Source organism: Pseudomonas sp. CFII64 (assembly GCF_000416235.1).
GTDB lineage: Bacteria > Pseudomonadota > Gammaproteobacteria > Pseudomonadales > Pseudomonadaceae > Aquipseudomonas.
The window spans coordinates 89,291-103,944 of record NZ_ATLO01000007.1; the positions used below are offsets into that span (position 1 = coordinate 89,291).

The following is a 14,654-nucleotide window of genomic DNA, read 5'->3' on the forward strand; positions in this document are numbered from 1 at the left end:
CCGCACTGTCAGACATTGCGACCACTTGAAGCTCCCAAGCTTAGCGTTTGAATTCAGTGCGTCGCTGGCGCAGCCACTCCAGATCTTCCGGGCGAGTGACCTTGATGTTGTCGGCGCGGCCTTCGATGAGTCTTGGCGACTGGCCTGCCCATTCGATGGCCGAGGCTTCGTCGGTGATGCTCACGTTCGAGACCAGGCCATCGGCCAGTGCCCGGTGCAATGCGCCAAGGCGGAACATCTGCGGCGTGTACGCCTGCCAGATGAGGCTGCGATCAACCGTTTCGGTCACCCGGCCATTGCTGTCGGCACGCTTGAGGGTGTCGCGCGCCGGCACTGCCAATAGTCCGCCGACCGGGTCATCGGCCAGCTCGCGAAGCAGGTTATCCAGATCCGAACGCGCCAGGTTCGGCCGCGCCGCGTCGTGGACCAACACCCAATCGTCATCACCTGCGCCATGGGCATGCAGATGCAGCAACGCATTGAGCACTGAATCCGCACGCTCATTGCCGCCGTCGACCCGCTCGATTCGCGAGTCCAGCGCACAAGGCAACGTCGGCCAGTAAGGATCATCCACAGCCAGACTGATCACCAGACCCTTGAGCCGGGGGTGATCGAGAAAACAAAGCAGGCTTTGTTCAAGAATTGTGAGGCCGCCCAGTTGCAGGTATTGCTTGGGACGGTCCGCTGCCATACGAGCACCAACGCCCGCAGCAGGAATTACTGCCCAGAAGGCAGGAAGGGAGTCATTCATTGTGCCAACTGATAAAGCGTTTCGCCGTCCTTGACCATACCGAGTTCGTGACGGGCACGCTCTTCGACAGTCTCCATACCTTTTTTCAGCTCCAGCACTTCCGCATCCATCACGCGATTGCGCTCCAGCAAGCCTTCATTTTCGGCATGCTGATCGGCGATTTGTTGAGTCAGGCTGGCCACTTGCGCCAGGCTCCCGGTACCAACCCACAGGCGATATTGCAGGCCCGCGAGCATCAGGAGCAAGACGAGGAACAACCAGTTAGGACTGCGCATTGAATATCAGGACCCAGTAAAAAAAGACAGCAGAGCCAACAACGGAAATAAGCGACTGAGGGCATTGAGCCTGGCATCGCCAGGCTCAATCATCCCCACAAAAGCCAGGGATGTCCGCATCGGTGCTGCATGATCATCCGGCAAAGCGGAATGTTCTTACAACACCGGCTGTCTTTTTACCATTTCAAAATCAGCCGCGAAACTCGGCGCGACCACGATACGGGGCCTTCGCACCCAATTGCTCTTCGATACGCAGCAGTTGGTTGTACTTGGCGATGCGGTCGGAACGGCTCAGGGAACCGGTCTTGATCTGGCCCGCAGACGTGCCCACGGCCAGGTCGGCAATGGTGGAGTCTTCGGTTTCGCCGGAGCGGTGCGAGATGACTGCGGTGTAACCGGCAGCGTGGGCCATCTGGATGGCTTCCAGGGTCTCGGTCAGCGTGCCGATCTGGTTGAACTTGATCAGGATCGAGTTGGCGATCTTTTTATCGATGCCTTCCTTGAGGATCCTGGTGTTGGTCACGAACAGGTCGTCACCGACCAGTTGCACCTTTTCGCCAATCTTGTCGGTCAGAATCTTCCAGCCAGCCCAGTCGGACTCGTCCAGACCGTCTTCGATGGAGATGATCGGGTGCTTGCTGACCAGATCTGCCAGGTAGTCAGCGAACGCGGCGGAATCGTAAACGCCCTCTTCGCCCAGGGTGTATTTGCCATTCTCGTAGAACTCGCTGGCCGCGCAGTCCAGCGCCAGGGTCACGTCGGTGCCCAGGGTGTAACCGGCATTGGCGACCGCTTCGGCGATGGCGCTCAACGCGTCTTCGTTGGAAGCCAGATCAGGGGCGAAACCACCTTCATCACCAACGGCAGTGTTCAGGCCACGGGCTTTGAGTACGGCTTTGAGGTGATGGAAAATCTCGGTGCCCCAGCGCAGGCCCTCAGCGAAGGTCTTGGCGCCGACCGGCTGAATCATGAATTCCTGGATATCGATGTTGTTATCGGCGTGCTCGCCACCGTTGATGATGTTCATCATCGGCACCGGCATCGAGTAGACACCCGGCGTGCCGTTGAGGTTGGCGATGTGCGCGTACAGCGGCAGATCCTGATCCTGGGCAGCGGCTTTGGCAGCGGCCAGGGAAACAGCGAGGATCGCGTTGGCGCCTAGGCTGGCTTTGTTCTCAGTACCGTCCAGAGCAATCATGGCGCGGTCCAGCGCTTTTTGATCAACAGGATCCTTGCCCAGCAACAGGTCACGGATCGGGCCATTGATATTGGCTACGGCCTTGAGTACGCCTTTGCCCAGGTAACGGCTTTTGTCGCCATCACGCAGCTCAAGCGCCTCGCGCGAGCCGGTTGAAGCACCGGACGGTGCGCAAGCGCTACCGATGATGCCGTTGTCGAGGAGCACATCTGCTTCCACGGTGGGATTGCCACGGGAGTCGAGAACTTCACGACCTTTGATGTCGACGATTTTTGCCATTGTTGTAAACACTCCAAGATTGGACGAGAACGACGCAGCTGGAAACATTCAGCGCGCTGAGGCTTTGATTGCAGGGCAGGCCTCAGGGCGAAAAACCCGATGAAACCATCGGGGGAAAACGATCAAGCGGCACTTTACCGGAGGGTGTGTGCCCGGAGAAGCGCGATTTAAGCGGTTTCTACGAGTGGAAAGCTCTTCACCAGTTCATCCAGAGCCTTGAGCTGAGCCAGGAACGGCTCCAGCTTGTCCAGACGCAAGGCACAAGGGCCATCGCATTTGGCGTTATCCGGGTCCGGATGCGCTTCGAGAAACAGTCCGGCGAGGCTTTGACTGATGCCGGCCTTGGCCAGTTCCAATACCTGGGCACGACGACCACCTGCGGAGTCGGCGCGACCGCCCGGCATCTGCAGGGAATGGGTCACGTCGAAGAATACCGGGTAGTCGAACTGCTTCATGATGCCGAAGCCGAGCATGTCCACCACAAGGTTGTTGTAGCCGAAGCTGGAGCCGCGCTCGCAGAGGATCAACTGATCATTACCGGCTTCTTCGCACTTGTTCAGGATGTGCTTCATTTCCTGAGGCGCGAGGAACTGGGCTTTCTTGATGTTGATGACCGCGCCGGTACGAGCCATGGCCACGACCAGATCCGTCTGCCGCGACAAAAACGCCGGCAGCTGGATGATGTCGCAGACTTCAGCCACGACCGCAGCCTGCTCAGGCTCGTGAACATCAGTGATCAGCGGGACATTGAAGGTCTTCTTGATCTCTTCGAAAATCCGCATGCCCTCTTCCAGGCCGGGGCCACGGTAAGAGTGCATGGACGAACGGTTGGCCTTGTCGAAGCTGGCCTTGAACACGTATGGGATGCCGAGTTTCTCGGTCACCCGCACGTATTCTTCGCAGACCTGCATGGCCATGTCCCGGGATTCGAGAACGTTCATGCCACCAAACAAAACCATTGGCTTGTCGTTGGCGATCTCTATCGAACCTACACGGATTGTTTTCTGAGCCATGTTCTGGGTTTCCCGAATCAAGCGTTTTTCTGATGTTGAACCAGCGCCGCCTTGACGAAGCCAGTGAACAGCGGATGACCGTCGCGAGGTGTCGAGGTGAACTCAGGGTGGAACTGGCAAGCGACGAACCACGGATGATCCGGTGCTTCCACCACTTCTACCAACGCGCCATCACCGGAACGACCCGAAACCTTCAGGCCCGCTTCCATCAGTTGCGGCAGCAGCTTGTTGTTCACTTCGTAGCGATGACGATGGCGCTCGACGATGACGTCCTTGGCATAGCAGTCGTGAACCAGCGAACCCGGCTCAAGCTGGCAATCCTGCGCACCCAGGCGCATGGTGCCGCCCAGATCGGAGGTCTCGGTACGCGTCTCGACGGCGCCGGTCGCGTCTTCCCATTCGGTGATCAGACCGACCACGGAGTGCGCGCTGTTGCGATCAAACTCAGTGGAGTTGGCGTCTTTCCAGCCCAGCACGTTACGTGCGAACTCGATGACCGCCACTTGCATGCCCAGGCAGATGCCCAGGTATGGCACCTTGTTTTCACGAGCGAACTGCACAGCGGTAATCTTGCCTTCCACGCCACGCAGGCCAAAACCACCCGGCACCAGAATCGCGTCAACACCTTCGAGCAGCGCAGTGCCCTGGTTCTCGATGTCTTCGGAGTCGATGTAGCGCAGGTTGACCTTGGTGCGGTTGGAGATGCCGGCGTGACTCATCGCTTCGATCAGCGACTTGTAGGCGTCGAGCAGTTCCATGTACTTGCCGACCATGGCGATGGTGACTTCATGCTCAGGATTGAGCTTGGCGTCGACCACTTTTTCCCACTCGGACAGATCGGCGCCGCCGCACTGCAGACCGAAACGCTCGACGACAAAATCATCCAGACCCTGAGAATGCAGGATGCCGGGGATCTTGTAGATAGTGTCGGCGTCTTCCAGGGCAATCACCGCACGTTCTTCAACGTTGGTGAACTGGGCAATCTTGCGCCGCGAGGAAATGTCGATCGGGTGATCGGATCGGCAAACCAGCACGTCCGGTTGCAGGCCGATGGAACGCAGTTCCTTCACCGAGTGCTGGGTTGGCTTGGTTTTGGTTTCGCCGGCCGTGGCGATGTACGGCACCAGCGTCAAGTGCATCAGCATCGCGCGCTTGGCGCCGACTTCGAAACGCAATTGACGAATGGCTTCCAGAAACGGTTGCGACTCGATGTCACCCACGGTCCCGCCAATCTCGACCATCGCCACGTCGGCATCGCCGGCGCCCTTGATGATCCGGCGTTTGATTTCGTCGGTGATGTGCGGAATGACCTGAATGGTCGCGCCCAGATAATCACCACGGCGCTCTTTGCGCAGGACGTGTTCGTACACACGGCCAGTGGTGAAGTTGTTGTTCTGGGTCATGGTGGTGCGGATGAACCGCTCATAGTGGCCCAGGTCCAGGTCGGTTTCGGCGCCGTCGTGGGTGACGAACACTTCACCGTGCTGGAATGGGCTCATGGTGCCCGGGTCCACGTTGATATAGGGGTCAAGCTTGAGCATGGTGACCTTAAGTCCCCGCGCCTCCAGGATGGCCGCCAATGAAGCCGAGGCAATGCCTTTCCCCAATGAAGAAACAACACCGCCCGTGACGAAGATGTAGCGCGTCATGAAAAACCCTAGAAGTCTGCGTTAAAGCGGTCAGAGCCGCCGGGGAAAGCGAAGGAAGGCCGAAGCCCCCGATTACCGACAAAATTCACGGTGTACTCCCGAACTGCTGCGTTGAAACGGACCGGCCTGAAGCCTGTCGATTGCGCGCCACATTTAAGAATTACCCAGCAAAAACGGGTTGGTAACCGGCAGCTGCCGTCGATTAAAAAACAATCCACAGAAGCTGTATCAAGAAGGGAGCGTAGTCTACCGGAAATGGCCTTTCAGCTCAAACTTTGGTCATTCGTCGGCGCCCGCCATTGCAAACGCCAGTCGCCATGGGCATCGGCGTTGAGTTCCGGCAGGTTGGCGACCGCCAGTAACTGCCCGTTGCGGTACAGCAGCGGCAATCGGCCGCGAATAAACAGCGGAATGCCGCGCTCATTGAGCAAACGCTTGAGATCCCGATGACCGCGCCCCGGCAAATGCAGGATTTCCCCGCCCTGGCGATAACGCACCTCGAAGGATCCCGCCGGAATTTTTCCATCCATGTGCAGCTGACCATTGCCGGGAAGGCTCAACGGCCGGGCAGGATTGCTCCAGGCGGAAACCGCCTTGAGCGGTTGCAGGAAATCGCCGCACAGCCACCAGATACGGCCTTCAGCACGATGCAGTTCGCCGTCGGCCAGACGCCAGACCGGCCGCGCACCCTGCCCTGCGTCGCGCAAATCTTCCCAGCCGCGCCAATGGTCGCTGTCCGGCAAACGCGTCAAAGGCGCGAGCCAATGGCGTAGCGCGTTACGTTGCCGCGCTGCCGATAAATCGACCAACGGCGCAAGATCCAGCGAAGGAATGGCAACCCACGGCAACAGGCTGGCAGAGCGTGCGGCGGCCAGATCCTGCTCCGCCAGTTCGTTCAGCAACTGCTGCGCTTCATCCAGATGCGCGGCGGTCCGCGCCAGGTTTGCCGCCGCTTGCGGCCAGCGTGAGGTCAACGCGGGCAGCACCTGAGTGCGCAGGTAGTTGCGGGAGAACTGCGTGTTGTCGTTGCTGGGATCTTCAACCCAGACCAACTGATGGACTCGGGCGTAAGCTTCGAGGTCAGCACGCGAGATCCCCAGCAGCGGACGCAACAGGCTGCCCTCGCCCAGCGCACGACTGACAGGCATCGCCGCCAGCCCACGCAGACCCGCGCCGCGCAGCAAACGGAACAACAGGGTTTCAGCCTGATCGTCCTGATGTTGCGCCGTCAGCAGCACCTCGCCGGGTTTCAACGCCGCAGCGAAGGCCGCATAACGGGCCTCCCGCGCCGCCTGCTCCAGACTGGCCTGGGCCTTGACCTGCACGGCAATCACCTGCAACGACACGCCCAGTGCCGCACAGGCCTGCTGACAATGCGCAGGCCAAGCATCGGCCGCAGCCTGAAGACCGTGATGAACATGAATGGCGTTGATGGGCGGCAGCGTTTCGCGGCGGGCGAGTTCAGCCAGCAAGTGCAGCAAAACCGTGGAATCCAGGCCGCCGGAGAAACCGACATGCCAGGCAGGCGCGTGACGCCAGGGGGCCAGGGCTTGGGTAAGCCTGGTGGGGAGATCGTGGGGGTGTTTGTGTGTAGTCATTGAAAGACGCTTCAACCGTGGGACCGGCCGGGGTGGCGTTCCACTTCATCCGGGGAAGAGGCCGATTCCGACGCTGCTTCTATGGCGCCTGAACTAGCTTCTCGCGAATAAATCCGCTCCTACAGAGACACCGCGCGCCCTGTAGGAGCGGATTTATCCGCGAAGGCTCGCGAACGAATCAGCTCCCACGGGGCATCCAGATTACAGGCCGTAACTCATCAAACGCTCATAACGGCGGGCCAGCAGCGCGTCGTTGTCGAATTTCTTGAGCATCTGCAACTGATCGCTCAGCTCCTGACGAATCGACTCGGCCGCACCGGCAGGATCACGATGGGCGCCGCCCAGTGGTTCGCCGATGACTTTATCCACGATACCCAGACCCTTGAGGCGATCAGCGGTGATGCCCATGGCTTCGGCAGCGTCCGGCGCCTTGTCGGCGGTTTTCCACAGGATCGATGCGCAACCTTCCGGGGAAATAACCGCATAGGTGGAGTACTGCAGCATGTTCAGCTGGTCGCAGACGCCGATGGCCAATGCGCCACCGGAACCGCCTTCGCCGATAACCGTGGCGATGATCGGCGTTTTCAGACGCGCCATGACCCGCAGGTTCCAGGCAATCGCTTCGCTCTGGTTGCGCTCTTCAGCGTCGATGCCAGGGTAAGCGCCCGGCGTGTCGATGAAGGTCAGGATCGGCATCTTGAAGCGCTCGGCCATTTCCATCAGGCGACAGGCTTTGCGATAGCCTTCTGGACGCGGCATGCCGAAGTTGCGGCGAACCTTTTCGCGGACTTCACGACCCTTCTGGTGACCAATAACCATCACTGGCTGGCCTTCCAGACGCGCAACGCCACCGACAATCGCGGCGTCGTCGGAGAAGTGACGGTCGCCGTGCAGCTCGTCGAATTCGGTGAAGATGTGCTGGATGTAATCCAGGGTGTACGGACGACGCGGATGACGCGCCATGCGCGCGATCTGCCAGCTGGTCAGATTGCCGAAAATGCTTTCGGTCAGCGTGTTGCTCTTTTCCTGCAGACGCGAGATTTCGTCGCCGATATTCAGCGAGTTGTCATTACCCACCAAGCGCAATTCTTCGATCTTGGCTTGCAGGTCAGCGATCGGCTGTTCGAAATCAAGAAAATTCGGGTTCATAGGCATCCGTCTTGGGTCGACGGCCAAGAGGCCGGCCGGTTGATCCGTGAGCGCCATACCTTACGGGAACTGGCGCATTCAGGTCGAGATTAAAAATTCAGGGCTGAGTTCAGCGATACTGCAGGAAGACGTTCTCACGTCCGAACTGGTCACGCAGCGCTTGAATCAAGCTGTCTGCGGGATCGATTCGCCATGCTTCGCCAAACTGCAACAACGCCTTGGCATCCAGGCCGGTGTAATCCAGGGTGATCGGACATGCGCCACGGTGCTTTTTGCACAAATCGCCAAGCCAGCGCAGCCGGTCGCCCTTGAGCGCCTCGGCATGCACGGTCAGGCGCAGGCTTTCGGCAAGGTTGGTGCGCGCATCCTCGATACTCATCACGCGCTTGGCGCGCAGACGCAGGCCGCCGGAGAAGTCATCATTGCTGACCTCGCCTTCGACCACCACCATCGCGTCGGTCTGCAACAGCGATTGCGCCGAGTGAAACGCTTCGGCAAACAACGAGGCTTCGATACGCCCGGAACGGTCGTCCAGGGTAATGAAACCCATCTTGTCGCCCTTTTTGTTCTTCATGACCCGCAACGCGATGATCAGGCCCGCGACGGTTTGCGTGTCCCGCGCCGGCTTGAGATCGATAATCCGTTGCCGGGCAAAACGGCGAATTTCGCCTTCGTATTCATCGATGGGGTGACCGGTCAGGTACAGCCCCAGGGTTTCTTTTTCCCCGCGCAGGCGATCCTTGAGCGTGCCTTCCTTGGTCTTGCGGTGGTTAGCATAGACGTCGGTGTCTTCTTCGACGAACAATCCGCCGAACAGGTCCGCGTGACCGCTGTCATGGCTGCGTGCGGTTTGCTCAGCGGCCTGAATCGCTTCGGCCAGCGCGGCGAGCAACACCGCGCGGTTGCGGTCGATATTGGCTTGATAGGCCTTGGGTTCGCTTTCGAAATACGGCCCCAGGCGATCCAGCGCGCCGCTGCGGATCAAGCCGTCCAGCGTGCGTTTGTTGACGCGTTTGAGATCGACACGGGCGCAAAAATCGAACAGGTCGGTGAACGGACCTTCCTGGCGCGCTTCGGTGATCGCTTCAACCGGGCTTTCGCCAACGCCTTTGATCGCGCCAAGGCCATACAGAATCCGGCCGTCGTCGCTGACCGTGAACTTGAACTCCGAGGTGTTCACGTCCGGCGCGTCGAGGCGCAGCTTCATGGTTCGCACTTCCTCGATCAAGGTCACGACCTTGTCGGTGTTGTGCATATCCGCAGAAAGCACCGCCGCCATGAACGGCGCCGGGTAGTGAGTCTTCAGCCAGGCGGTCTGGTACGACACCAGGCCATACGCGGCCGAGTGCGACTTGTTGAAGCCATAACCGGCGAATTTTTCCACCAGGTCGAAAATGTTACCGGCCAGGTCAGGGTCGATATTGTTGTTGGTGCAGCCCTCAATGAAACCGCCGCGCTGCTTGGCCATTTCTTCGGGCTTTTTCTTGCCCATGGCCCGGCGCAGCATGTCCGCACCGCCGAGGGTGTAACCGGCCATGACCTGAGCAATCTGCATCACCTGTTCCTGATACAGGATGATGCCGTAGGTCGGGGCAAGTACTGGCTTGAGGCCTTCGTACTGGTAATCGACGTGCGGGTACGACAGCTCGGCACGGCCGTGCTTGCGGTTGATGAAGTCGTCAACCATGCCCGATTGCAGCGGGCCCGGACGGAACAGGGCCACCAGTGCGATCAAGTCTTCCAGGCAGTCGGGCTTGAGCTTTTTGATCAGCTCCTTCATGCCTCGGGATTCAAGCTGGAACACTGCCGTGGTTTCGGCTTTTTGCAGCAACTGGTAAGTCGGCGCGTCATCCAGCGGGATGAACGCGATATCCAGCGGCGGCTGATCGACCTTGGCGCGGTCGCGGTTGATCGTCTTCAGCGCCCAGTCGATGATGGTCAGGGTCCGCAGACCGAGGAAGTCGAACTTCACCAGCCCGGCGGCCTCGACGTCGTCCTTGTCGAACTGGGTAACCAGACCGTCGCCCACTTCATCGCAATAGATCGGCGAGAAGTCGGTCAGCTTGGTCGGCGCGATCACCACGCCCCCGGCGTGCTTGCCGACGTTACGCACGATGCCTTCGAGCTTGCGCGCCATTTCCCAGATTTCAGCCGCTTCTTCATCGACCTTGAGGAAGTCGCGCAGGATTTCTTCCTGCTCGTAGGCTTTTTCCAGGGTCATGCCGACTTCGAACGGGATCATCTTCGACAGGCGATCCGCCAGGCCGTAAGACTTGCCCTGCACCCGCGCCACGTCGCGGACCACAGCCTTGGCGGCCATGGAACCGAAGGTGATGATCTGGCTGACCGCGTTGCGGCCGTATTTCTCGGCCACGTACTCGATCACGCGGTCGCGGCCGTCCATGCAGAAGTCGACGTCGAAGTCGGGCATGGAGACCCGTTCCGGGTTAAGGAAGCGTTCGAACAGCAGGTCATATTCCAGCGGATCGAGGTCGGTGATCTTCTGCACGTACGCCACCAGCGAACCGGCACCCGACCCACGGCCGGGGCCGACCGGAACACCGTTGCTCTTGGCCCACTGGATGAAGTCCATCACGATCAGGAAGTAACCGGGGAAACCCATCTGGATGATGATATCCAGCTCGAAAATCAGCCGGTCAACGTACACCTGACGCTTGGCGTCATAGTCTTCGGTGGTGTCCTTGGGCAGCAAGACCGAAAGGCGCTCTTCCAGCCCATCGAACGACACCTTGCGGAAATATTCATCGATGGTCATGCCATCGGGAATCGGGAAGTTGGGCAGGAAGTGAGTCCCCAGCTTCACGTCAATGTTGCAGCGCCTGGCGATTTCAACCGTGTTTTCCAGCGCCTCGGGCAAGTCACTGAACAGCTCGGCCATTTCCTCGGCGCTTTTCAGGTACTGCTGATCGCTGTAATTGTGCGAGCGGCGCGGGTCGTCCAGGGCGCGACCTTCGCCGATGCACACACGGGTTTCGTGGGCCTCGAAATCTTCCTGCTTGATGAAGCGCACGTCGTTGGTCGCCACCAGCGGCGCGCCATGCCGATCGGCCAGGGCCACCGCCGCGTGCAAATGTTCTTCGTCGTTGGGACGGTTGGTGCGCTGCACCTCGACATAGAAACGGTCAGGAAACACCGCCATCCATTCGCTGAGCAATTTGTCGGCTTCGTCGGGATTGTTGCCGAGCAAGGCCATGCCGATCTCGCCCTCTTTGGCGGCCGACAGCGCAATCAAGCCTTCGCTGGCCTGGGCCACCCATTCACGCTCGATAATCACCTGGCCGTTACGCTGGCCTTCGATGAAACCCCGGGAAATGAGTTCGGTCAGGTTGCGATAACCCTTGGCGTTCATGACCAGCAGGCTGATGCGGCTCAGCGCGGCGTCTTCGTCCTTGTTCGACAGCCACAGGTCCGCACCGCAGATCGGCTTGATACCGGCGCCCATGGAGGCTTTATAGAACTTGACCAACGAACACATGTTGTTCTGATCGGTCACCGCCACGGCGGGCATGTTCATGGCAGCCAGGGTCTTGACCAGTGGCTTGACCCGGACCAGGCCGTCGACCAGCGAATATTCGGTGTGCAGGCGTAGATGAACGAAAGAAGCCGGCATGGTGATCCTATAGCGCTAGAACAAAAAACGAAGGCCCGGATTGTACCGGGCCTTTGGCAAAACATCAGCCCACTGTCAGTCCAGCGGGAATGCCGATAATGACGGCATGTTGCTCAACATCATCATCTCCCGGGCTTCATACGCGGCCCGTACCGGCGCGAAGGAACGCCGATGAATCGGCGTCGGGCCCAGGCGCGCCAAGGCTTCCAGATGGACGGGCGTCGGATAGCCCTTGTGCGCGCCCATGCCGTAACCCGGATAAATCAGTTCAAACGCGGCCATTTCCCGATCACGACTGACCTTGGCCAGAATCGACGCCGCAGCAATCGCCGGAACCTGTGCATCACCCTGGATCACCGGCGCGCTGGGCACCGACAGTTGCGGGCAGCGGTTGCCGTCGATCAGTGCCAGTTTCGGCGTGATGATCAGACCTTCAACGGCGCGCTTCATGGCCAGCATCGTGGCGTGCAGAATGTTCAGCTCGTCGATTTCCTCGACCTCAGCCCTGGCGATGTACCAGCACAAGGCTTTCTCGCAAATTTCGTCGTAGAGTTTTTCGCGCCTGGCTTCGGTGAGCTTCTTCGAGTCATTCAGACCCAGAATCGGCCGACGCGGATCGAGGATTACTGCGGCGGTGACGACAGCGCCGCACAGCGGGCCGCGGCCCACCTCGTCGACGCCGGCAACCAGTTCTTCGACCAGATTGAAATCCAGACCCATTTGCATTGTTCGTGCACTCACAGTGAAGGCGAGCGACCGATCAGGCTCAATACCGCTTCGGCGGCCTGATTGGAAGCATCGCGACGCAAGGTCCGGTGGATTTCATCAAAGCCCGAAGTCTGTTCCTGGCCGCCTTCAAGCAGCGGCAGCAGCGTCTGCGCCAAGGTCTCGGCGGTCGCGGCGTCCTGCAGCAGTTCCGGCACCAACAGGCGCTGGGCCAGCAGGTTCGGCAGGGAGACGTAGGGGCTTTTCACCAAACGCTTGAGTATCCAAAAGGTAATCGGTGCCATTCGATAGGCAACGACCATTGGTCGTTTGTACAGCAAGGCTTCGAGGGTGGCGGTGCCGGAGGCGATCAGGACCGCGTCGCAGGCGGCCAGCGCCAGATGCGAGCCGCCGTCGAGTAGCGTCAGCGGCAGCTCACGACCTTGCAGCAGTTGTTCGATTTGCGCCCGACGCTGCGGGCTGGCACACGGCAGCACGAAGCGCAGCCCCGGACGCTGGGCCAGCAGCAACTGCGCAGCATCAAGAAACAGACTGCCCAGACGACCGACTTCGCCGCCACGGCTCCCTGGCATCAAGGCTACAACGGGGCCGTCGCCCAAACCCAGTTCGGCGCGTGCCGCTGCACGATCAGCCTCAAGCGGGATAGTGTCGGCCAAAGGATGTCCGACGAACTTGACCGGCACGCCCTTTTCTTCATAGAAACGCGCTTCGAAAGGCAGCAACGTCAGCATCAGATCGCAGCCCTCGCGAATCTTCAGCACACGCTTTTGCCGCCAGGCCCAGACCGACGGGCTGACGTAATGCACGGTCTTGATCCCGGCACGGCGTAATTGCAGTTCGATGTTGAGGGTGAAATCCGGCGCATCGATACCGATGAACACGTCCGGCTTTTCATTGATCAAGGTCTGGATCAGCACTTTGCGTTTGGCGAGCAGTTCGCGCAAACGCCCCAGCACCTCGACCAGCCCCATGACCGACAGACGCTCCATGGGGAAATAGGAAACCATGCCTTCGGCTTCCATCAGCGGACCGCCGACGCCAATGAATTGCGCATCAGGATGACGAGCCTTGATGGCACGCATCAGCCCGGAACCGAGAATGTCGCCGGAAGCCTCGCCAGCCACCAGTGCGATACGCAGTACGCCCGTCATGGTTAGCGAGTGATGCCGCGAGTCGACGATTGAATGGACTCAAGGAACACTGCCACTTCAGGAAATGCTGTGGCCGGCTCGGCGAGTTCGGCAATCGCCTGATCCACCGTCAGGCCCTGGCGATAAACCACTTTGTAAGCCCGGCGCAAGGCGTGGATGGCGTCTTCGGCAAAGCCGCGACGACGCATGCCTTCGAAGTTCATGCTGCGGGCCTCGGCGGGGTTGCCGAAGACCGTGACGAATGCCGGGACGTCCTTGCCAATCGCGGTGCCCATGCCTGAAAAGCTGTGGGCGCCGATGTGGCAAAACTGATGCACCAGCGTGAACCCGGACAGGATCGCCCAGTCGTCAACGTGCACATGGCCTGCCAACGCAGTGTTGTTGACCAGAATGCAGTTATTGCCGATGACGCTGTCATGGCCAATATGCGCGTAAGCCATGATCAGGTTGTGATCGCCCAGCGTGGTCTCGGCGCGATCCTGAATGGTGCCACGATGGATCGTCACACCTTCACGAATCACGTTGTGATCGCCGATCACCAGGCGCGTCTCTTCGCCTTTGTATTTTAGATCGGGCGTGTCTTCGCCTACCGAGGAAAACTGGTAGATGCGATTGTGTTTACCGATCCGTGTCGGGCCACGCAGGATCACGTGCGGCCCGATCACTGTACCCTCGCCAATTTCCACACCGGCTCCGATGATCGACCACGGGCCGACCTCTACATCGTCAGCCAGAATGGCTGTCGGATCGATGATTGCGCGAGAGTCAATCAAACTCATAGTTTACGTTCCGCACAGATGATTTCTGCGGAGCATACCGGCTTGCCGTCGACCGAGGCCTGGCATTCGAACTTCCAGATCTGACGCTTGCAGCTGATGAACTTCGCTTCAAGAATCAACTGATCGCCCGGCAGCACTGGCTGGCGGAAACGCAGCTTGTCGGAGCCCACGAAGTAATAGAGCGTGCCATCAGCAGGCTTTACGTCAAGCATTTTAAAACCAAGGATACCGGCTGCCTGGGCCATTGCTTCGATGATCAACACGCCGGGCATGATTGGATGCGCGGGAAAGTGACCATTGAAGAACGGTTCATTGATGCTGACATTCTTGTAGGCACGAATGCTCTTGCTCTCAACATCCAGCTCAACTACACGGTCCACCAGCAGGAACGGATAGCGGTGAGGCAGGTATTCGCGAATTTCGTTGATGTCCATCATTTCGAGGGGAAGCCTGTA

At 59.5% G+C, this 14,654-nt stretch carries 12 protein-coding genes; all 12 read right to left on the bottom strand.

The features are described 5' to 3' along the window. Window positions 1-40: 40 nt before the first annotated feature. The 12 genes from ispD to fabZ all read right to left on the bottom strand — a co-directional run bounded on the left by ispD (window position 41) and on the right by fabZ (window position 14,636). On the bottom strand, window positions 41-751 hold the full coding sequence (gene ispD, locus CFII64_RS03905) for a 2-C-methyl-D-erythritol 4-phosphate cytidylyltransferase (protein ID WP_044901146.1): 711 nt from the start codon (window positions 749-751) through the stop codon (window positions 41-43). Beyond that, entirely contained in the window at window positions 748-1,026 is a 279-nt protein-coding gene (gene ftsB, locus CFII64_RS03910; RefSeq protein WP_020289462.1) for a cell division protein FtsB, read from the bottom strand. Before ftsB ends, ispD begins: the two co-directional genes overlap by 4 nt. Before the next feature lie 190 nt (window positions 1,027-1,216). Next, window positions 1,217-2,503, bottom strand: a complete 1,287-nt coding sequence (eno, locus tag CFII64_RS03915) for a phosphopyruvate hydratase (RefSeq protein ID WP_020289463.1) — start codon at window positions 2,501-2,503, stop codon at window positions 1,217-1,219. A gap of 167 nt (window positions 2,504-2,670) precedes the next feature. Further along, entirely contained in the window at window positions 2,671-3,516 is an 846-nt protein-coding gene (kdsA, locus tag CFII64_RS03920) for a 3-deoxy-8-phosphooctulonate synthase (protein ID WP_020289464.1), read from the bottom strand. Window positions 3,517-3,533: 17 nt separating this feature from the next. Beyond that, on the bottom strand, window positions 3,534-5,165 hold the full coding sequence (locus tag CFII64_RS03925; protein ID WP_020289465.1) for a CTP synthase: 1,632 nt from the start codon (window positions 5,163-5,165) through the stop codon (window positions 3,534-3,536). Window positions 5,166-5,428: 263 nt separating this feature from the next. Further along, a complete protein-coding gene (gene tilS, locus CFII64_RS03930; RefSeq protein ID WP_020289466.1) occupies window positions 5,429-6,763 on the bottom strand; it encodes a tRNA lysidine(34) synthetase TilS in 1,335 nt (444 codons plus the stop codon). 201 nt (window positions 6,764-6,964) lie between these two features. Further along, window positions 6,965-7,912, bottom strand: a complete 948-nt coding sequence (locus CFII64_RS03935; protein WP_020289467.1) for an acetyl-CoA carboxylase carboxyltransferase subunit alpha — start codon at window positions 7,910-7,912, stop codon at window positions 6,965-6,967. A 109-nt stretch (window positions 7,913-8,021) separates the two neighbouring features. Beyond that, complete coding sequence (dnaE, locus tag CFII64_RS03940; RefSeq protein WP_020289468.1) at window positions 8,022-11,543, bottom strand: DNA polymerase III subunit alpha; 3,522 nt, start codon at window positions 11,541-11,543, stop codon at window positions 8,022-8,024. Between the two features lie 75 nt (window positions 11,544-11,618). Then, window positions 11,619-12,269 carry a ribonuclease HII gene (gene rnhB / locus CFII64_RS03945; RefSeq protein ID WP_044901147.1) on the bottom strand — a complete coding sequence of 217 codons (651 nt, stop codon included), beginning with the start codon at window positions 12,267-12,269 and terminating at the stop codon, window positions 11,619-11,621. Between the two features lie 11 nt (window positions 12,270-12,280). Continuing rightward, window positions 12,281-13,420 carry a lipid-A-disaccharide synthase gene (gene lpxB / locus CFII64_RS03950; protein WP_020289470.1) on the bottom strand — a complete coding sequence of 380 codons (1,140 nt, stop codon included), beginning with the start codon at window positions 13,418-13,420 and terminating at the stop codon, window positions 12,281-12,283. Window positions 13,421-13,422: 2 nt separating this feature from the next. After that, entirely contained in the window at window positions 13,423-14,199 is a 777-nt protein-coding gene (gene lpxA / locus CFII64_RS03955) for an acyl-ACP--UDP-N-acetylglucosamine O-acyltransferase (protein ID WP_020289471.1), read from the bottom strand. Further along, complete coding sequence (fabZ, locus tag CFII64_RS03960) at window positions 14,196-14,636, bottom strand: 3-hydroxyacyl-ACP dehydratase FabZ (protein ID WP_020289472.1); 441 nt, start codon at window positions 14,634-14,636, stop codon at window positions 14,196-14,198. The genes lpxA and fabZ overlap by 4 nt, the downstream gene beginning before the upstream one ends. Window positions 14,637-14,654: the final 18 nt, after the last annotated feature.

Bases quoted from the DNA above. Each gene is read 5' to 3' on its own strand.
- ispD (WP_044901146.1), bottom strand. From the start codon at position 751: ATGAATGACTCCCTTCCTGCCTTCTGGGCAGTAATTCCTGCTGCGGGC.
- ftsB (WP_020289462.1), bottom strand. From the start codon at position 1,026: ATGCGCAGTCCTAACTGGTTGTTCCTCGTCTTGCTCCTGATGCTCGCG.
- eno (WP_020289463.1), bottom strand. From the start codon at position 2,503: ATGGCAAAAATCGTCGACATCAAAGGTCGTGAAGTTCTCGACTCCCGT.
- kdsA (WP_020289464.1), bottom strand. From the start codon at position 3,516: ATGGCTCAGAAAACAATCCGTGTAGGTTCGATAGAGATCGCCAACGAC.
- CFII64_RS03925 (WP_020289465.1), bottom strand. From the start codon at position 5,165: ATGACGCGCTACATCTTCGTCACGGGCGGTGTTGTTTCTTCATTGGGG.
- tilS (WP_020289466.1), bottom strand. From the start codon at position 6,763: ATGACTACACACAAACACCCCCACGATCTCCCCACCAGGCTTACCCAA.
- CFII64_RS03935 (WP_020289467.1), bottom strand. From the start codon at position 7,912: ATGAACCCGAATTTTCTTGATTTCGAACAGCCGATCGCTGACCTGCAA.
- dnaE (WP_020289468.1), bottom strand. From the start codon at position 11,543: ATGCCGGCTTCTTTCGTTCATCTACGCCTGCACACCGAATATTCGCTG.
- rnhB (WP_044901147.1), bottom strand. From the start codon at position 12,269: ATGCAAATGGGTCTGGATTTCAATCTGGTCGAAGAACTGGTTGCCGGC.
- lpxB (WP_020289470.1), bottom strand. From the start codon at position 13,420: ATGACGGGCGTACTGCGTATCGCACTGGTGGCTGGCGAGGCTTCCGGC.
- lpxA (WP_020289471.1), bottom strand. From the start codon at position 14,199: ATGAGTTTGATTGACTCTCGCGCAATCATCGATCCGACAGCCATTCTG.
- fabZ (WP_020289472.1), bottom strand. From the start codon at position 14,636: ATGATGGACATCAACGAAATTCGCGAATACCTGCCTCACCGCTATCCG.